We start from the raw sequence: 18,815 nt of genomic DNA on the forward strand, positions 1-18,815 counted from the left end.
TTAAGATGATCCACTTGATACCACATCAGCCGACTCGACAAAATCGAGCTTTTTCAGCTGCTGTAAAAACAGGTCCAAATCCCCTTCCATCGCCGTTACGTCCAGTGACAAGGTAACATTCGCCCGCCCCTGGATCGGAATGGTCTGGTGGATGGTCAAAATATTGCAGCCGTTTTCAGCGACTGTCTGCAGAAGTGTCGCGAGCGTCCCTGACCGGTCCTCCAATTGCAGGAAAACCGTCAGGATCCGTTCTTTGACAATCGAATGGAACGGAAATACAGCGTCCCGATATTTATAAAACGCAGAGCGCGAAAGACCTGTCTTGTTGACCGCGTCCATGATGGAAATGCGGTCATTCTGCAGCATTTTTTTCACTTCGAGCGTTTTTTGCATCGCTTCCGTCAAAACGTCTTCACGCACTAAATAATACCGTTGTTCCGAAATATCCTTCATTCAAGCTACCTCCGCATCAATCCATAAATTCAAATTCGAATTCGAGCAGGCGAACCGTGTCGCCATTTTCCGCTCCGCGTTCACGAAGCGCATCGTCGATTCCCATACCGCGCATCTGGCGGGCAAATCGGCGAATCGAATCTTCACGCGAGAAGTCGGTCATCTTGAACATCCGTTCAATCGCATAACCGGACAATACGAATGCGCCGTCAGACTCACGCGTAATGTTGAAGCCATCTGCATCGGATTCGTGTTTGTAGAGAACCGTGCTTTCTGAATCTTCTTCGGCCTCGTCGATCAATGGGAATTCCGGCGTCACTTCAATCACATCGGCAATGGCGAACAACAGATTGCTCAGGCCTTTGCGTGATAATGCTGAGATCGGAAAAATGCGGGCATCTTCCGGCAACTTTTCACGGAATTTCGCTAGATTCTCTTCAGAATCCGGCATATCCATTTTGTTTGCAACGATCAATTGCGGACGTTCCGTCAACCGCATATTGTATTGCTTCAATTCTTCATTGATGGTGACGTAATCCTCGTAAGGGTCGCGTCCTTCAAGACCTGACATATCGATGACGTGGATGATGACACGCGTCCGTTCGATATGGCGGAGGAATTGATGGCCAAGGCCGATTCCTTCGTGGGCGCCTTGGATCAAGCCTGGAAGATCGGCCATGACAAAGCTGCGATCGTCTTCCGTTTCAACCATGCCGAGATTCGGGACGATTGTCGTGAAATGGTATTCAGCGATTTTTGGTTTGGCAGCGGAAACGACCGATAACAACGTCGATTTTCCGACACTTGGGAATCCGACAAGTCCGGCATCCGCCAACACTTTCAATTCCAGGATGACATTGCGTTCAAAGCCCGGTTCGCCTTTTTCAGACAGCTCCGGTGCTGGGTTTGCAGGCGTCGCAAAACGTGAGTTTCCTCGGCCTCCGCGTCCACCTTTAGCGATGATTGCTGTTTGGCCATGCTCCACCAAATCGGCAATCGTTTCGCCAGTTTCGACGTCTTTTACGACTGTGCCCGGTGGAACTTTGATGAATGTATCTTCAGCTTTGGCACCGTGTTTATTGGCGCTCATGCCGTGTGTTCCGCGTTCGGCTTTAAAGATCCGCTTGTAGCGGAAATCCATCAGCGTCCGTAATCCTTCTTCAACGATAAAGATGATATTTCCGCCTTTACCGCCGTCACCGCCGGCAGGTCCGCCGTCCGGTACATATTTTTCGCGGCGGAATGCAACCATGCCATCCCCGCCGTCGCCACCTCTAACATAAACTTTTACGTGATCGACAAACATATTATCCCTCCATCTGTGCACGAACAGCTATCATTGTGCTGTCTTCGCTGCACTCTTTTCGTACCATAAATCCCGGTGTTTCCAAAATGTCCAAATCCAGCCAATTTCCCGGACACTCAATTTTCATTTCAAAAGATGCCGCACTCGAAGTCAATGTAATCACGCCATAAAAAGCCTGATAGGGTGACAGGCGCCCTTTGGCGGATTCAACGAAAGCCTCCAGAAAACGCCGAAAGTCTGCATCAAACTGCACAGGTGCTTTCAACGCCGGGCACTCCACTCGAAAATTAAAGCCGGGAAAGCGCCAATTTGCAGTCAACAGCCATTCTTCTGTCAGCGGCAGCCCGATATCAGCCAGCCGGCTGGCATGCATAGCCGCTTCGGCATGCGAACGAATAATCGCCTGTGCCTCCTGGAGACGGCCAAGGTCCAAATTCATTTTGATCAATTGCAATTCATTTAAAAAATCATGGCGCGCATGCCGAAGCGATTGTGCCACTGTAATTGTCTTTTCCATAAGTCACGTCCCGGTTCAGCTTCTTATTCCAGTATACCAAGAGTTTGGAGTAAATTCCTAAAATAATGCGTAGAGCCTGTTCTCGGATCCGCGCTTATAAATTTCAAAAGAAAAAGGACTGCGAAAGCAGCCCTTTTCGTTTTGTATTAAGCTTCTTGTGCAACTGGATATACGCTAACTTTTTTCTTATCGCGTCCGTAACGTTCGAAACGTACAACTCCGTCGATTTTAGAGAAAAGTGTATCGTCTCCGCCGCGTCCAACGTTCTCACCTGGATAAATTTTAGTCCCGCGTTGACGGTATAAAATTGAACCACCAGTAACTTCTTGGCCGTCTGCACGTTTTGCGCCAAGGCGTTTAGATTCAGAGTCACGTCCGTTTCTCGTTGAACCTACACCTTTTTTGGATGCAAAAAACTGAAGATCTAATCTTAACATTCTGTCCCACCTCCTAAGCTGTGAAGGTTATTTTAATATATTCTTCATAGTCTTGTTCAATCGTTTTCAATGAAACAATCATTGCGCGCACAAGCAGTTGAACCTGCTCGTCCGTCTTCTCATCCAGGTTCTCCGGAAAACCGACTTTTAAAAAGCCACTGTTTGCCTGCTGAATGTCAGGTTCGATTCCCGTCAGCTCCATGATGGCGTTCACCGCTCCAAATGAGACAGCGGACGCTCCAGCACATACGAGGTCTTGCCCATGTTCAGCATAATCCGCATGGCCTGACATTTCAAATGACGAAATGCGTTTTGAGGTTTCTTTTACAGTTACTCGTATCATTCTTACAGGTTAATCGCATCGACAGTCAATTTAGTGTATGGCTGACGGTGACCTTGTTTTTTGTGATAGTTCTTTTTAGCTTTGTATGTGAATACTGTGATTTTTTTCTGTTTGCCGTTTTTTACAACTTTAGCCGTAACAGTAGCTCCTTCAACAAAAGGAACACCCACTTTAGTATTTTCTCCACCTACAAATAGAACTTTGTCAAATGTGATGACATCCCCAGCTTCTCCGTTCAATTTCTCAACGTAGATCTCTTGGCCTGCTTCAACTTTGATTTGTTTTCCACCAGTTTCAATAATCGCGTACATATCCTTGCACCTCCTCTTAGATTAAGACTCGCCTATTCAGGTGACTCGCCGGAGCGAATTCTTAAAGCAACCTGATTCGAGCGGTTGCAGCACGGTACGCTACAAACATAACATTAGAATAATACCACGGGAGAACCCGTGGCGTCAATAGAAAATGTAAGGTTTCGGGAAATTGCTTGCTGGCAGCTGATGGATTTATTGTGAGGTGCGGTGTTTGGCTCGTGAGGTGCGGTACTCGTGGTGCGAGGTGCGGTCTTTCGTGTTTGAGGTGCGGTTATCGACTCGCGAGGTGCGGTTAAGCCCATTTGAGGTGCGGTCAGCGATAAACGCGGCCGAAATACGCATGCAGCAGCTCCCGGTTCTCGACAATCCGGCGCTTTCCGCGCTTTTCGCTCCGCGGAGCCGTCTTCTCCAACAACCGGTACAGGATGTATTTATCTTCCACCCCGAGCAAACGGTAAGCAAGCTTTGTGTCGAGTTCGCAACCGAACAGCACGGCATATTCCTGGAGCGCGACTTCATGCGCATCCCGCGAAGTAAATCCGCAGACGCCGCAATTCCATTTGCGCTCCTGCCACACCAACGGACAGCAGCGGCAAGTTGGACAGCTCACACCGTGGCGCAATGAATCGAAGGTGATGTTATGGCGCTCGAGCCAGTGGCGGCTCGAATTGCGCGCCGGTAAGCTTTCTAGTTTGGCAGCGAGCACCGCCGAATCGAAAAGTTTCGAGCCCTTCGCCAACTGCTCAAGATGAAACGGCAAGTAGTCGAGTGAGATGACCGGATACTGCTTGGGCGCTTCCACCACTTTTCCGGAGCGGCTCGCGAGGACGATGACGCCATGCACCGGGACGCCGAGAAAGCCGCTGACCGCACGAACTGCCCGGTGCAGCTGCGCTTCCGGATTGCGCATCCCTTCCCTGCGGCCGTCGACGATTCGGTGAAACTGGAAATTCACAGAGTCGAAATAAAATTCCCCGACCATATTCTTCACTTCCAGCACGCAGACAACTTCCGCATGAACCAGCAGCAGATCGATTTGCGCCGTGCCATCTTTATAGGGGACGTGCACATCATGCAAAAATGCCGTGTCCCCCGGCAGATCCAATTCCCGTTTCAATAAAGCGGCCGTTCGCTGCTCGCCGCTGGCACCCGCCAGTGCATTCCTTAATTCCGATAAAACGGCCGACTTCGCTTCATGCGCTGCCGGCAAGCGTTCCGCTGCAATCATCCCTGCCAATAAAAAATCGTTCATACAACACCTCCCCAAAGTTTTAAAAAAGCCCCCGCTTCGAAAGCGGAGGCTAAAAATTCTTATTTCGTGAAAACAGCTTTGATTTTAGTGAATAAACTTGGCGGTGCTTTTTCCATGCTCATCAGCGGAACCGATTCCCCGAGCAGGCGGCGCGCGATATTGCGGTAGCCCAGTGCAGCGGTGTTGGATGGATCCATGACGATTGGCTCACCTTTGTTTGAGCTCGAGATGACGCGTTCGTCGTCCGCGATGATGCCCAGCAGATCGATCGACAAGTGGGTCGTGATTTCATTGATGTCCAGCGCTTCTCCCGCTTTCATCAAATGTGGACGGATCCGGTTGATGATCAGACGCGGAGCGTCGATGTTCTCTTCCAGCTCAAGCAGGCCGATGATGCGGTCCGCGTCACGGACAGCCGAAATTTCCGGTGTCGTCACGACGATCGCGTGGTCTGCTCCAGCGACGGCATTTTTGTAGCCCTGCTCGATTCCGGCCGGGCAATCGATGATGACGAAATCATAGTCTTTCTTCAGTTCCGTCACGAGTTCCTTCATCTGTTCCGGATTGACGTCGTTTTTATCGGCCGTTTGCGCAGCCGGCAAAAGGTACAGCATGTCTTCAAAGCGCTTGTCTTTGACGAGTGCCTGATGCACTTTGCAGCGGCCTTCCAATACGTCGATCAAATCATAGATGATGCGGTTCTCCAACCCCAGGATGACGTCGAGGTTGCGCAATCCGATGTCGGTGTCGATCAAGCATACTTTTTTCCCTTGAAGAGCCAATGCAGTGCCGAGGTTGGCGGTTGTCGTCGTTTTACCGACGCCTCCCTTGCCTGATGTAATTACGATAGCTTCTCCCACACTAGCTTCCTCCTTTAAACGTTGAAATTTGCGGACGGATAAACCGCAATTCCTGCAAACGGTCAATGATGATGGTGCCGTTTGTATGTAAATAAGCACATTCCATTTCCGGTTGTTCCGAAAGACTGGACAATTCGTCTGTCATGGTTTCCAATTCGTTGTCGATCTTCAATTGCGTCGCTTCCAGCCAGGATGCGGCAATGACGGCGTCGCGGTTGCCTTTGGTTCCGGCATGCGCCGCACCTTTCAGCCGGCCCAGCACGTAAACGCTGCCGCCTGCTTCCACACGGCCGTTCGGGTTGACGTCGCCGATGACGACCAAGTCGCCTTCAGCTTTGATGACTTGCCCCGAGCGCACGATGCCGACATACGTTTCCGACTGGCTTTCGCGGATCAGCTGATCGCTTTTTTCGACGGTCAGGATGTCGCTCGTCGTCGCGACCACTTTCAGGTGAGGATTGGTGCCGACGACTTCGCTCAATTCCTGGATCTGGCTGTCGGTGCAATAGCGATTATTCAGATGCACCGTCACTTCGGTATCACTGTCCAGCGCAGGATCCGACACCTTCGCCTTCAACTCGGCCAATAGATCCGTGTAGGCACATTGGTCATCGAGATACAGCACAAGCCCTTTATTTTTCCCTTTAATCGTAACGAGATTCTTCAAAAAATGTGTCACCTGCGCTTTCATTAATATAACCCTATCTTATTGTCACGCTCCGATAATTGCGTGACCATCACCGACTTGAACACCCAGCCGAGCATCACCAGGAAAATGGAGTTGGCGACCATCGTCGGCCAAAGCCGCGTCGATAAAAATGTGCCGAGCGGCATTCCCGTCAATGAAATCAGCAGGAAAAACTGGTAAAGCACAAATTCGAATATCGCCAATAAAGCGAGTGTCAGCAGCGTCGACGTCAACAGATTCCGGGGAATCCGCTTGAAAACGAATGCTGCCGCCAGACAAATGGCTGGATACAAGAAAGAATATAATCCAATAATATCAATGTAAAAGACATCATACAAGAGCCCGAAAAATAATCCATAGAACATGGCATGCTTCAGGTCATAATAAAGCGTCAGGAAAATCAGGAACATAATGAGGAAACGCGGCACGATGTAATTCAGTTCGCCGCCGATATTGAGCGGTGAAAAAAGGCCGAAAACCGGTTCCATGAAAAACAGGACGAGACAGATCAACGGGATGAGGAAACGGATCATGATTCATCGTCTCCTGTCACGCCATTGTCTTCACCGTCCACTTCCGGCATGACCCGGTCCGCGATGATGACGTGGTCCAATAAGGAAAAGTCGGCTGCCGGTTTGACATAGGCAAGCTTCGTCAGACCGAATTCATCGATGGTGATTTCGGTGATGGTGCCGATCAGGATGCCTTTCGGGAAAATGCCGCCCAGTCCGCTGGAGATGACCTGTTCGCCTTCTTTCAGCTCGATATCAGCGTCAATCCGTTTCAAGAGCAGCTCACGGCGCTCGGCATCATAGCCTTCGATCAGGCCGTAGACATCCTTCGCCCCGCCGACGACCATCGCCGAAACGCGGTAATTGGGGTTGAGCGTGGAAATCAATTCCACCGTGGATGTGGTCGGTGTCGTCAAGGTGACTTTGCCGATCAGGCCGCTGGCGGTCATGACTGCCATGTTCTCCGCCACTCCCTCATTGGAGCCGCGGTTCAAAATGATTTTTTCTTCCCATTGATCCGGATTCCGTGCAATGACGGTCGCCTGGATCGGATTGTAATCGCGCAGGTCTTCTTCTTTCCCGACGATTTGTTTCAGTTCTGTGTTTTCAGAACGCAAGTCCTTGACTTCAGCCTGCACGCCCGCAAATTCTTCTAAGCGCGTTTTCAGATGCTGGTTTTCCTCAAATGTGTTCAATAACGAATCGACATTATCAAAAATTCCAGTGACAAAATGAGCAGGGCGTGAAAATACCGACTGCCCGGCTCCAACTGCATCTTTTATGATTTGTTCCGGCAGCGACACATTGCCGCGGTCACGGAGCGAAAAAGAAATTAAGGCAACGAGCAGGATGACTCCCAACAGCAGCAAAATCAGCCGCTTGTTCGTTAAAAGCTGTGGCATATCGCCATCCTCCTTATTTTATTGATAACTGGCGGCGGAATTGGTCCATGTTCTCCAACGCCTTGCCCGTGCCGAGTGCGACACAGTCCAATGGATTTTCGGCGATGAACACCGGCATGGACGTTTCAGCTGAAATGACGCGGTCGAGGTTCTTCAGCAAAGCCCCTCCACCGGTCAAAACGATGCCGTTTTCCATGACATCCGCACTTAACTCAGGCGGTGTCTTTTCCAGCGTAGCTTTGACGCCTGCGACAATGGCTTCAACCGATTCACTCAAGGCTTCCGCAATTTCGCCGGCAGTGACCTGCAAGGTTTTCGGGAATCCTGTCAGCAAGTCGCGCCCGCGGATTTCCATGGAAACGTCTCTTTCGGATTCTTCCATAATACCGGCAGATCCGACTCCGACTTTCAAGGCTTCAGCTGTCCGTTCGCCAATTAACACATTATAGGTTTTGCGGATATACTGGGTGATTTCCGTATCCAGTGCGTCACCAGCGACGCGGATCGATTCGCTTGAAACGATGCCGCCCAGTGAAATTACTGCAACTTCTGTCGTTCCGCCACCAATATCGACGACCATACTGCCCATAGGTTCCCAAACCGGCAAATCTGCTCCGATCGCCGCCGCGAAAGGCTCTTCGATCGTAAACGCTTCACGCGCGCCGGCTCCGCGGGCAGCGTCCAGAACGGCCCGCTGTTCGACGGAAGTGATGCCATAAGGGACGCAGATCATGACGTTGCCGGTTTTCCATTTGCTGCCGACTGCTTTTGACGCCTCGACAAGATAATGGCGGATCATCGTAAGGGTCGTGTCGTAATCGGCAATGACGCCGTCACGCATCGGACGGATGGCGACGATCGACGCTGCCGTCCGGCCCATCATGTTCTTGGCCTGGCTGCCGACTGCGACGATTTCGCCGGTCTTTTTATTTTTAACGACAACGGAAGGCTCGCGAAGAACGATCCCTTTGCCTTTGATATACACCAATGTATTCGCAGTACCTAAGTCAATTCCTACATCTTTCGAACCAAATCCAAGCACAGGTTTTCTTCCTTTCTGTAACAAGCCGGTATTTCGGCAATTGCGTTGACACAATACCACTCATTATAGACGAAAAGAAAAAAAATAAACAGTGCTACATGAACCCCTTTTCTTTCAGGGAAATGAATTGGTGGTCTCCGATGATGACATGGTCGAGCAGTTCGATGCCGATGATGCTGCCGGCTTCCACAAGCCGTTTCGTGACATCGATGTCTTCCGGCGAAGGCGCCGGGTTGCCTGATGGATGATTATGGGCACAGACGATCGAAGCGGAAGAACGCCGCACAGCTTCGCGGAAAATCTCACGGGGATGGACGATGGAGGCATTCAGGCTGCCGACGAAAATGGTCTGCCGGTGCATCACCTGATTTTTGATATTGAGGAACAGCACCACAAAATGCTCCTGCTTGAGGGAAGTCATATCGGCCATTAAATAGGAAGCCGCGTCTTTCGGGGAACGGATGGTGAATTTCGCATCGGTCTGTTTCGAGGACAACCTTCGTCCCAGCTCGACCGCGGCAAGCAGCTGAACCGCTTTTGCCTGGCCGATGCCATTGATCGCCACCATCTCTTCGATGGTGGCATTCTTCATTTCCTGAATTTGCTCGAAATGCGTCAGCACGCGGTTCGCCAAATGCAGCACCGATTCCTGCCGGCTGCCGGTCCGCAGCAGGATCGCAATCAGCTCCTGGTTGGACAAAGCCGCAGCCCCCTGGTTGATCAGGCGTTCACGGGGGCGGTCGGCAATATGGACATCACGGATCATCAACGGCGTTTCGTTCAGCATCGGACACCGCTCCCTTCCAGGGAAATAAAACCGGCAGCCGCAAGTTTTTGCGTCAACGCCGCAACCGGCAAGCCGACCACCGCGTTGTAATCGCCCTGGATCTCTTTGACGAACAGTCCGGATACCGTCTGGATTCCATAAGCACCCGCTTTGTCATACGGATCTTCCGTTTCAACATAGGCATCAATCCACGCTTTCGGCAACTCATAGAACGTCACTTTGACTGCTTCGTGAAACGACAGCTCACTGTTGCCTTGCACGACCGTCACCGCCGTGATCACTTCGTGCGTATTGCCCGACAGTTTCTGCAGATAGCTTTTGGCCTGTTCTTTATTTTTGGGCTTGAGCAAAATCTCGCCATCCAAAACGACGATGGTATCGGAGCCGATGACGACAGCTTCTTTCTGTCCAGCTGCCACTTCCTGCGCTTTTTGCGCAGCGCATGCCAGCACATAGCCGAGTGCCGTTTCGAATCCTTTTGGATCGGGTTCATCCGTGGTGCTCGGAATGACTTGGAAACTGACGCCAAGCATGCCAAGCAGTTCCTGGCGGCGCGGCGACTGTGAAGCTAAAACGATGGGGAAATCGGATTTGAATTTCATGTATGGTATCTCTCCTTTTTCAAGAATCATACCATTTGCAGAAAGTCGTTAACAAATGGCAATAAATGATTTTTGCCAAGATATGAGGGATCAAAAAATGAGATTTGGCTGGTTCCATCCCTGTAAAGCGCTGCATAGAGCTATTTGTAATGCGGATTTGCAATAGTTCGGGTTGGCATTCCGAATACAACTATACTTTCGGACTCGCAGGATGCGAATTTTACAATAAAAAAAGATGAAGCCTCAGCTTCACCCCAGAAAATTCATATACCAAGCGAGCATACCGTCTCCCCAGAAATAGACGATGACGGCTGCGGCCGCAATCGACGGGCCGAACGGAATCGGCGTCTTGCGCCCTTTTTTTGTGACGCGCAGTTGGATGATGCCGACGATGGCACCGATGAACGATGCGAAGAACAGGGTCATCAAGGTGCCGGCCGTACCAAGCACCAGTCCGATGACGAAGAACAGTTTGATGTCACCCCCGCCCATGCCACCTTTAGAGACGACGGCAATCAGGAACAACAAGGAAAATCCTATCGCCGCGCCGAGCAGGCTGTCCCACCACGGGTCAAGCGGAATCGCGATGCGCAAACCGAGCAGCACCACCGCAAACGGCAAGAGCACTTTGTCGGGAATCAGCATATAGGCGATGTCCGATACGGTGATGATGACCAGCATCGAAACGAACAGGATCGCGACGATCAGCTCGGGCGTAAAGCCGAACACCAAATACGATGCCACGAATAAAACCGCCGTGACCGCCTCCATCAGCGGATAAACCCAGTGGATTTTCGAGCCGCATGTCCGGCATTGGCCTTTCAGGAACAAGTAAGAGAACACCGGCACCAAGTCGAGTGCGGTCAAGCGCCGCTGACAATTGGTGCAATGCGAAGGCGGATACGCGATGGATTCCTTTTTCGGCACGCGCAAGCCGACGACATTGAAGAACGAGCCAAAAACCAGCCCGAACAGCGAGAAGAAGACAGAATAAGTAAGTACCATAGAAACCCTCTTTGCTATAGTTTTTTTGTGGTTGAAGAAATCGCTGCAGGCGGACGCTTTCCAAGAGATGGACCAAAGGGAGTTTGGTCCATCTCTTTGCGACGAAGCTAGCGTAGCGATGCAGGAGCAGTGTTTCACCAATTTGCCTGCTTAGAAAACAGTCGCCACCTTTCGCTCTTTCTTCTATTTTTCATAAAGTTATAAAAACAAATACTTACTCGTTTTTTATTGAAAGAAAATTCTTGAGCTGATCCAACAAGTATTCTAGCGCCACCGCGTCCAACCCACGACACTTTGTTGGAGAAACAGGACTGAATGGATGGTTTTACAAGAGACGGGCCAAACGCAGTTTGATCCGTCTCTTCGCGACGCAGGAGCAGACGGTTTTCGGCATCTTCTGTTCTTTTTTTATGTAGTGGGAAAAATTATTTCTTAGGTGATAGCCGAAAAACTCTACTATTGTTCAAGTTATACGACTATCTCAGCGTCGGCGCGTCCAACCCGTCATAATGCCGAAGAAACAGAACTGAACGGATGCTTTTCGCAGGCGAAAAGCGGGGAACAGAGCTTTTGTTTGCGGTATAACTGTTTTATTTGCGGAATACTCGAGTTTGTTTGCGGAATACTCGAGTTTGTTTGCGGAATACTGAGTTTGTTTGCGCGAAATCATCGTTTGTTTGCAGAACGGCCAAATTCTATCAAAAAGAGAGAAATCACAGTGATTTCTCTCTTTCTTCTATTCCTCATCTGAAGCTGCGGCGTTTTCATCGATGTCGACTTCAAGATCCACGTCTACGTCTGCGTCTTCTTCGGATTCTTCCTCTTCAACTAGAGCCGTGCCGTCATTTTGCGGCAACGGATTGACTTTGCCAGCCGGCGCCGGGGCGTCGACTTTCGGCACGGTGTCTGCGAGTGCGATCAAGTCCGGGCGGAAATACGCAGAGAAGGTCAGGTTGACATCGAGCGGTTCGCCCACTTGGTCGGCCGAAGTGACTTCTTCGTTGGAGCCAAAATCGACGGCTTCGACAATCATGATGCGCTCCATCGCTTCGACTTCTGTGATGAACGTGGTGATTTCTTTGTAGTCATCTGCTTTGATGGTGACAGTCGTCAGAACTTCCTGAAGGTTTTCAAGGCCTTCGACCGGCACCGGCAATGAAACCAGGCCTTCGGTGATGCCGATGTTGTCGATCAAGGTTCCGGAAATCAATTCAGCCTGCTCGATCTGAAGGACGATTTGTTCGGTCAAGGACTCGACGGACACTTTTTGCTGCAGGTCGCTGGTGCTGATCTTCTCGCCTTCCGGCAATTCCTTCAGCTGTGTCTGCAGCGCAATCAAGACGTCGCGTTCTGAGCTCAATGTCTGTTCGGCCTGCAGCCTTGATTCCTTGGCTGGTGCGTACAGGGTGAAGTAGGAATACGCTGCGAGCGCCAACAGGAAGATGATGGATAAGACGATCAGGCCTTTTTCTTTTTGGCTTTTCGATAAACTGCTCATTGGCCATCCCCTCCCGTTTCTGCTGGAGCGGTTTCAGCCGGTTCGACTGTGTCGGCGGGTGCTTCCGTTTCGGTATTGACTTCAACATCGACATCCACGTCTTCGGCAGGTTCTTCCACCACTTCTTCTGCCGGTTCTTCGACTGCGGCTTCCCCTTCAACGGGAACTGCGGTATCGTCTGTCGGAATGCGCTCGTCGACAAAGATCAATGTATAGCTTGCTATGTAGCGGGGCATTTCTTCAATAATCGCTTTTTCGATGACCACGCCTTCTTCAGTGGTTTCAGCCGTGTCAATTTCATTTTGCGCGACACTGTCCAAAGTTGCTGACTCGATCAGTTCCGACGCTTTCAGCTGCGCCAAATAATAAGCGGCCTCGCGTGCGGTATCAAACTGGACTGACAAGATTGCCTGATCCAGTCCGGTATAGGAAAAGCTTTCAAAAAAGCCGCGTGCCGGCAGGATGGACACCAATTCCTGTAGCAGCGGAACCGTATCGAATTGGTAGCTTTCCGCCCAGTCGACAGTCGCTTTCAATTGCTGTTCTTCATTCATGCCCTGCGCCGCTTCCAATTGGGTGCGGATCGCCGCTTGTTCAGAAGCGACCTGCAAGGATTGCGCAGCGAGGACTGCCTGTTCCCGTTCATGGGAGCCGGCTAGAAACGCCAAGACCACCCAAACGATGACGGCTGCGAATAAAATCGAAATCGCCGCAATCAGAAAAGCGGGACGATCCCGTTCCTTTTGCGGCAATAGGTTAATATCAACCAACATAAACTGTTACACCTCTTTCAGCGCAAGACCGATGGCCCGGTTAAAGCGTCTTGGAACATCTTTTTCGTCGCCGCACGGAATGACGTCGATGACGAGCGGCAGGACAGGAATCTGAAAACGCATTTCCAAACTTTGCTGGAAAGATTCCCAATCGTAGAATTCACCGTTGCAGATGATTTTTGAAATGCCGATTTCGCCGCTGTTCATATTGTAGCGATAAAAATTCGCCAGTTTTTCAGCTTCGATTTCAATCGTCTCCATCACAGCGGTACGGTCGACCGAGTAGGGATCTTCCACTTCCAGATCGACCGGCCGCATGAACATCGGGAAATGTTCATGGAAAATCGACACGGTCATCTTTTTCGACTGCAGGTCGATGAGCATGATGTGCTCGTCTTCCTGGAAATCATGCTGCAGGTAGCCCAAGCGGTAAAGGGCAAGCGGCGTGATATCAGCCACGACCGCTTTTAATTTTACCTGATCAAATACGTCCTCGTAAGACTGCATGACCGATTCCTTGGACGCGATGATGATCGCTTCCGGCTCTTCTTCTTCCGGGTGGTACGGCACCACATCAAAGACGGGATCTTCAAAGGGCAGGTAAAGCGTCGAACCGATTTCAATGAAAAAATGGCCTTTCAGTTCATCGGCTTCGACATCGTCGGGGTAGGGTACTTTGCGGATGATAACGAATTCGTCAGGGGCGAGGAAGCGGACTGACTTCTTAGAGAGACCCCACTGATTGACAGCCTTATCGAGTACCGAGGCCAGCGCTTCCGCGTCGACGATCTTGCCCTCTTCGATGATGCCTGCAGGAAGAAGGTGTTCTTCCGCGCAATTCAGCTCAATCGGCAAAGAGGATTTCAAGTCGACATGACGGATCGCGTCTTCTTCTATTGTAATGGTGACGACGCGTGCTTTTCTCGATAAAAACGATAAGGCCATTTTTTCAGCTCCTAATATTTCTAACTATAACAAAAGAATTTAATTATTAGCGTGTAACTGTTATGTTAGCAGTGCCGGCTCCATCATCAGTATTGTTAGCTAAAGAATTAATTTCATTTTTAGAGGCACCACTAAAAGATACTGTAACACCACTAATAACTGCTTCCCCGGTAATCTCTCCATTTGTAATAGAAAAAGCACCTGCAGCTGACTCATCTACATCTGCAGTCGCTTCATTATCTTCTGCAGTTGCGAATGCTCCAACGCCATCCAGGTAATCTGGTACCATATCATTCGATGTAACTGCAGTAGTGCTAGCTACCTCTTCATCTTGCACATACATTTCATATGCACTTAGTGCATTTAAAGCATCAGATTTTATAGTCCCTACTCTACTATTATCAATAATATTCCCAATCGCCGGAATAGCAATTGCTGCAATAATCGCGATGATAACGATAACCGCCAAAAGCTCGATCAGCGTCATCCCTTTTTCGTTGTTGAGTTTCTTCTGCAAGTATTTTTTCATTTCTTTTCCCCCTATTTTTTTACTTTTATATACTACTTTGAGTACAGCTCAATTATAACAATAGTACCAATTATAGCAATAGCCTTTTCTTGTTTATTTACAAAATATTTTAAAGCGAATAGACATAAATAACCTACAAATTGTCTACGTTCTGGAACATTTCAAACATCGGCATCATAATAGCCAGTACTATAGTCCCGACTAATGCAGCAAGGAACACAATCATCAACGGCTCGATCAGTGCCTTCAGGCGATCGGTCTCGGCGTCCACTTCTTTTTCGTAAAACTCAGCTACTTTACTGAGCATGTGATCGAGTGAACCGGTCTGTTCTCCGATGGCGATCATATGCGGAATGAGCGGTGGGAAGGCCCAATGCTTGCGCATAGGCTCGGTCAACGAGCCGCCGCGTTCGAGCGAATCACGCGACGATAAGATGACTTTCGACATGACAGCGTTGCCGACGACTTTTTCGGTCATCGTCAAACATTGCAGAATCGGCACCGAACTGGAGAACAGCGAGCTCAAGGTTCTGGTCAAACGGGCCAATGCTGATTTCTGCAGGATTTTGCCGAAAATCGGAATCTTCAACAGCATGGTGTCGAGAATCATATTGCCTCTTGGATCCTTGCGCATCAGCCAAATGACTGCGGCAATCGCGAATGCTCCAAGCAGCAGCAAATACCAATAGCCCATGACAAAGTCAGAAGCTCCCATAACGATTTGCGTAATCATCGGCAATTCTCCCCCGAAGCCTTCAAACATATCCGCAAACATCGGAACGATTGAAGACAATAGGAAAATGACGACACCGATCGCCAGGATGCCAACGACGACCGGATAGGACATGGCTGAAACCACTTTTTGTTTGGTCTGGTAGGCTTTGTCGTAATGCGTTGCCAGACTTTCCAGCGAATCATCAATATTCCCGGACATCTCCCCCGCTTTGACCAAGTTGATCGTCAGCGGTTCGAAGATTTTCGGGTATTTTGCCAGCGAGTCGGACAAGGAATTTCCTTTCCGCAGCTCTTCGGCGATTTCCGACAAGGCTTTTCGCAGCGCTTTGGATTCGACCTGCTGGGACAGGATGTGGATCGAATCGACGATGGTCACGCCCGCGCGCATCAAAGTCGAGAATTGGCGCAGGAACATGATGAACTGGTCGCGTTTGACAGGGTTGCCGATGACGATGTCTTTTTGCAATGTGGTTGCCGGCATTTCATGGATTTCGATGACGCGTATGCCTTCATCGCGCAGTTTTGCGACGGCTTCTTTCCGGCTGTTGGCGACAGCGATGCCGGTGCGGATCTTCTTGCGGTCGCGGCCTTCGTATTTGTAACGGGCCACGTTATTCCGCTCCTTTCAAGTATGGCTGGGCGATTTCCCGCGTGATTTTGCCTTTTTTCAACAGCTCCTGGACAGACGTTTCCATCATGTGCATACCGGACGCCCGGTTCGTCAGGATGACGTTCGGGATCTGGTGGACTTTCTCGGAGCGGATCAAATTGGCGATGGCCGGATTGGAAATCATGATTTCGGTTGCGGCGACGCGGCCTTTGCCGTCAGAAGTCGGCAGCAGGCGCTGGGAAATGACCGCTTTGATGATGCCGCCGAGCTGCGTCCGGATCTGTGCATGCTGTTCGTGCGGGAAGACGTCGATGATCCGCTCGATGGTCGATGCGGCACTCGACGTATGGAGCGTCCCCATGACCAAGTGGCCGGTTTCAGCAGCGGTGATCGCGGTGGTGATCGTTTCCAGATCCCGCATTTCACCGACCAGGATGACATCCGGATCTTGCCGAAGTGCAGCACGCAGGCCATTGGCAAATGAATTCGTATCAAAGCCGACTTCGCGCTGGTCAATGACCGAGGTGCCGTGTTTGTGCATATACTCGATTGGATCTTCCAACGTGATGATGTGCTTGGTCATGTGTTCATTCATGTAGCGGATCATGGCGGCCAGTGTCGTCGATTTACCGGAACCGGTCGGACCTGTCACCAAGATCAATCCTTGGTGCGTATCCGCCAATTTTTTTAAGGTATCCGGCATCTGCAGATCGTCGATTGTGGGAATTCGGGACGGAATGGTCCGGAACGCATGGGAAATGGAACCGCGCTGATGGAATGAGTTGACGCGGTAACGCGCCACACCGGGAATCGAGTAGGAATAATCCATCTCGCCTTTTTCCAGGAAGGTGTCCCATAAGGATTCCGGCATCAGCGCTTTGGCGATCGCCATGGTGTCGTCCGGCATCAGTTTTTTGTCACCGAACTGGATCAAGGTGCCGTTCATCCGGAAAATCGGAGGAATACCGGTGGTCATATGGATATCGGAAACATTCCGCTCTTTGGCTTCAGTCAATACATGGTCGATGAAAGTTGTCGTAGTCATATTAGTCTGTCATGGCAACGCGAAGTACTTCTTCCGTCGTTGTCATGCCCTCCTTTACTTTTAATAAGCCGTCGTCGATGAGGAAGATGGTTTTATTTCTTATCGCGATTTCACGGATTTCCGCTGCGGTGCCGCCGCGGTTGATGACGTCTTTGATGGCTTCGTCCACCACCAGCACTTCGTGGATCGCCATGCGGCCTTTGTAGCCACTCATATTGCATTGCGGGCAGCCTTTGCCGCGTGCGATGGTGTCGATCTGGATGCCGCGCTTGGCGAAAATCTCTTTTTCGCGAACCGTCGCTTCCTGTGTTTCACGGCAGTCACGGCACACGCGGCGTATGAGACGCTGTGCCACAACTGCGTTCAAGGAAGCTGTCACGAGGAAAGGCTCGATGCCCATGTCCATCAAGCGGGTGATTGACGCAATTGAATCGTTGGTGTGGATCGTGCTCAGCACCAAATGCCCAGTTAGTGAAGCCCGTATGGAAATGTCAGCTGTTTCCTTGTCGCGGATTTCCCCGACCATGACGATGTCGGGATCCTGGCGCAAAATCGACCGTAACCCTGCCGCGAACGTCAAACCGACATTGGCGTTCACTTGGATCTGGTTGATGCCTTCCAGTTGGTACTCGACCGGGTCTTCAACGGTGATGATATTGACTTCCTCGGAATTCAACTTGTTCAGCGCCGCATACAAGGTCGATGATTTCCCTGAACCCGTCGGACCGGAAATGAGGATGATGCCGTTCGGTTTGTCGATCTCGCGCATAAAGCGTTCCATGTTCACATCGTTAAAGCCAAGCTTCGAAATATCCGTTAGGTTTTGGCTCAAGTCCAAAATCCGCATGACGATCTTTTCGCCGAAAACGGTCGGCAGGGACGATACGCGCAAATCGATGGCACGGAAATCAACTGTGGTCTTGATCCGGCCATCCTGCGGAATGCGGTTTTCCGTGATGTCCAGGTTCGCCAAAATCTTGATGCGTGCCGTGATCATCTGCTGCATGGTCTTCGGCAGGATCCGCTCGGTGCGGAGGGTGCCGTCGATCCGGTAACGCACCAGGATGCGGTTTTCCTGCGGGTCAAAATGGACGTCGCTGGCTTTTTGCGAAACGGCGTTCGACAGGATCTGGTTGACCAGCCGGACAATCGGCGCATCCAGGTCGTTCAATTCACTTTGCTGCTCTTCTGCCATCTGCGGCAATTCTTCCAACAGTTCATCATACGATTCTTCATCGTAGTATTTTGCAATGGTTTTGACGATGTCTTCTTTTGAAGCGATCGTCGGTTCGATCTGGAAGCCGGTCGTCAGCCGAAGATCATCAATGGTGATGAAATCCGTCGGGTCGTTCATGGCAATAAACAGCCGGTCGCCTTCAGTTTTAAGCGGTACCAGCAGTTTGCGCTTGGCGAACTCCTTCGGCACCACATTGAACAGCATCGGATCGAACGGATAGCGGAACAGCGAGACATGTGGAATGCCGAGCTGCACTTCCAGTGTTTCGATCAATTGCTGCTCGGTGATGATGCCGCGCTGGAGCAAGGCATCACCCAACTTCTGATCGTTCTGTTTGCCGTTCAGCGTTTCCTGCAAATCCGCTTGTGTCAATAACCCTTGTTCGACTAAGATGTCGCCTAACCTTCTTCTGACAATCGCCAT

22 protein-coding genes and 1 other annotated feature are annotated in these 18,815 nt (G+C 50.5%); all 22 genes read right to left on the minus strand.

From position 1 onward, the window contains the following. Nucleotides 1-453 carry an ACT domain-containing protein gene (locus tag K8U60_RS10330; RefSeq protein WP_263298639.1) on the minus strand — a complete coding sequence of 151 codons (453 nt, stop codon included), beginning with the start codon at nt 451-453 and terminating at the stop codon, nt 1-3. 16 nt (nt 454-469) lie between these two features. After that, the gene (gene obgE, locus K8U60_RS10335; RefSeq protein ID WP_223638186.1) at nt 470-1,759 is read right to left on the minus strand and encodes a GTPase ObgE; all 1,290 of its coding nucleotides are present in this window, start codon (nt 1,757-1,759) and stop codon (nt 470-472) included. Between the two features lies 1 nt (nt 1,760). Beyond that, on the minus strand, nt 1,761-2,276 hold the full coding sequence (locus tag K8U60_RS10340) for a Spo0B domain-containing protein (RefSeq protein ID WP_223638189.1): 516 nt from the start codon (nt 2,274-2,276) through the stop codon (nt 1,761-1,763). Between the two features lie 146 nt (nt 2,277-2,422). After that, complete coding sequence (gene rpmA, locus K8U60_RS10345) at nt 2,423-2,713, minus strand: 50S ribosomal protein L27 (RefSeq protein WP_006828764.1); 291 nt, start codon at nt 2,711-2,713, stop codon at nt 2,423-2,425. A gap of 13 nt (nt 2,714-2,726) precedes the next feature. Then, nucleotides 2,727-3,056, minus strand: a complete 330-nt coding sequence (locus K8U60_RS10350; protein WP_146557531.1) for a ribosomal-processing cysteine protease Prp — start codon at nt 3,054-3,056, stop codon at nt 2,727-2,729. Between the two features lie 2 nt (nt 3,057-3,058). Further along, on the minus strand, nt 3,059-3,367 hold the full coding sequence (gene rplU, locus K8U60_RS10355; protein ID WP_223638192.1) for a 50S ribosomal protein L21: 309 nt from the start codon (nt 3,365-3,367) through the stop codon (nt 3,059-3,061). 14 nt (nt 3,368-3,381) lie between these two features. After that, nucleotides 3,382-3,463 (minus strand) — a sequence feature (ribosomal protein L21 leader region). A gap of 220 nt (nt 3,464-3,683) precedes the next feature. After that, nucleotides 3,684-4,637, minus strand: coding sequence for a nuclease-related domain-containing protein (locus K8U60_RS10360; protein WP_223638195.1), 954 nt, complete (start codon nt 4,635-4,637; stop codon nt 3,684-3,686). 44 nt (nt 4,638-4,681) lie between these two features. Then, the gene (gene minD / locus K8U60_RS10365) at nt 4,682-5,482 is read right to left on the minus strand and encodes a septum site-determining protein MinD (protein WP_223638198.1); all 801 of its coding nucleotides are present in this window, start codon (nt 5,480-5,482) and stop codon (nt 4,682-4,684) included. Between the two features lies 1 nt (nt 5,483). Further along, nucleotides 5,484-6,173, minus strand: a complete 690-nt coding sequence (gene minC, locus K8U60_RS10370; protein ID WP_223638200.1) for a septum site-determining protein MinC — start codon at nt 6,171-6,173, stop codon at nt 5,484-5,486. After that, nucleotides 6,173-6,703: a rod shape-determining protein MreD gene (mreD, locus tag K8U60_RS10375; RefSeq protein ID WP_223638214.1), complete on the minus strand. Its 531-nt coding sequence runs from the start codon at nt 6,701-6,703 to the stop codon at nt 6,173-6,175. The genes minC and mreD overlap by 1 nt, the downstream gene beginning before the upstream one ends. Then, nucleotides 6,700-7,584 (minus strand): rod shape-determining protein MreC, encoded by an 885-nt coding sequence (gene mreC / locus K8U60_RS10380; protein WP_223638216.1) that lies wholly within the window; start codon nt 7,582-7,584, stop codon nt 6,700-6,702. Before mreC ends, mreD begins: the two co-directional genes overlap by 4 nt. A 13-nt stretch (nt 7,585-7,597) precedes the next feature. After that, nucleotides 7,598-8,626: a rod shape-determining protein gene (locus tag K8U60_RS10385; RefSeq protein WP_223638218.1), complete on the minus strand. Its 1,029-nt coding sequence runs from the start codon at nt 8,624-8,626 to the stop codon at nt 7,598-7,600. A gap of 94 nt (nt 8,627-8,720) precedes the next feature. After that, nucleotides 8,721-9,413 carry a RadC family protein gene (gene radC / locus K8U60_RS10390; protein WP_298830398.1) on the minus strand — a complete coding sequence of 231 codons (693 nt, stop codon included), beginning with the start codon at nt 9,411-9,413 and terminating at the stop codon, nt 8,721-8,723. Further along, the gene (locus tag K8U60_RS10395) at nt 9,407-10,015 is read right to left on the minus strand and encodes a Maf family protein (RefSeq protein ID WP_223638220.1); all 609 of its coding nucleotides are present in this window, start codon (nt 10,013-10,015) and stop codon (nt 9,407-9,409) included. The genes radC and K8U60_RS10395 overlap by 7 nt, the downstream gene beginning before the upstream one ends. A gap of 249 nt (nt 10,016-10,264) precedes the next feature. Continuing rightward, a complete protein-coding gene (locus tag K8U60_RS10400; RefSeq protein WP_223638221.1) occupies nt 10,265-11,020 on the minus strand; it encodes a prepilin peptidase in 756 nt (251 codons plus the stop codon). A 736-nt stretch (nt 11,021-11,756) separates the two neighbouring features. Continuing rightward, nucleotides 11,757-12,518: a pilus assembly protein PilO gene (locus K8U60_RS10405; RefSeq protein WP_223638223.1), complete on the minus strand. Its 762-nt coding sequence runs from the start codon at nt 12,516-12,518 to the stop codon at nt 11,757-11,759. Beyond that, nucleotides 12,515-13,291 carry a PilN domain-containing protein gene (locus K8U60_RS10410; protein ID WP_223638226.1) on the minus strand — a complete coding sequence of 259 codons (777 nt, stop codon included), beginning with the start codon at nt 13,289-13,291 and terminating at the stop codon, nt 12,515-12,517. Before K8U60_RS10410 ends, K8U60_RS10405 begins: the two co-directional genes overlap by 4 nt. Before the next feature lie 6 nt (nt 13,292-13,297). Then, nucleotides 13,298-14,236 (minus strand): type IV pilus biogenesis protein PilM, encoded by a 939-nt coding sequence (gene pilM, locus K8U60_RS10415; protein WP_223638229.1) that lies wholly within the window; start codon nt 14,234-14,236, stop codon nt 13,298-13,300. A 46-nt stretch (nt 14,237-14,282) separates the two neighbouring features. Then, entirely contained in the window at nt 14,283-14,765 is a 483-nt protein-coding gene (locus K8U60_RS10420; RefSeq protein WP_223638232.1) for a prepilin-type N-terminal cleavage/methylation domain-containing protein, read from the minus strand. Nucleotides 14,766-14,898: 133 nt separating this feature from the next. Further along, nucleotides 14,899-16,110, minus strand: a complete 1,212-nt coding sequence (locus tag K8U60_RS10425) for a type II secretion system F family protein (RefSeq protein ID WP_223638236.1) — start codon at nt 16,108-16,110, stop codon at nt 14,899-14,901. Between the two features lies 1 nt (nt 16,111). Further along, nucleotides 16,112-17,155: a type IV pilus twitching motility protein PilT gene (locus K8U60_RS10430; protein WP_223638238.1), complete on the minus strand. Its 1,044-nt coding sequence runs from the start codon at nt 17,153-17,155 to the stop codon at nt 16,112-16,114. A gap of 1 nt (nt 17,156) precedes the next feature. Further along, the gene (locus tag K8U60_RS10435; protein WP_223638240.1) at nt 17,157-18,815 is read right to left on the minus strand and encodes a GspE/PulE family protein; all 1,659 of its coding nucleotides are present in this window, start codon (nt 18,813-18,815) and stop codon (nt 17,157-17,159) included.

Source organism: Planococcus circulans (assembly GCF_020023385.1).
Classification (GTDB): Bacteria; Bacillota; Bacilli; order Bacillales_A; family Planococcaceae; genus Planococcus.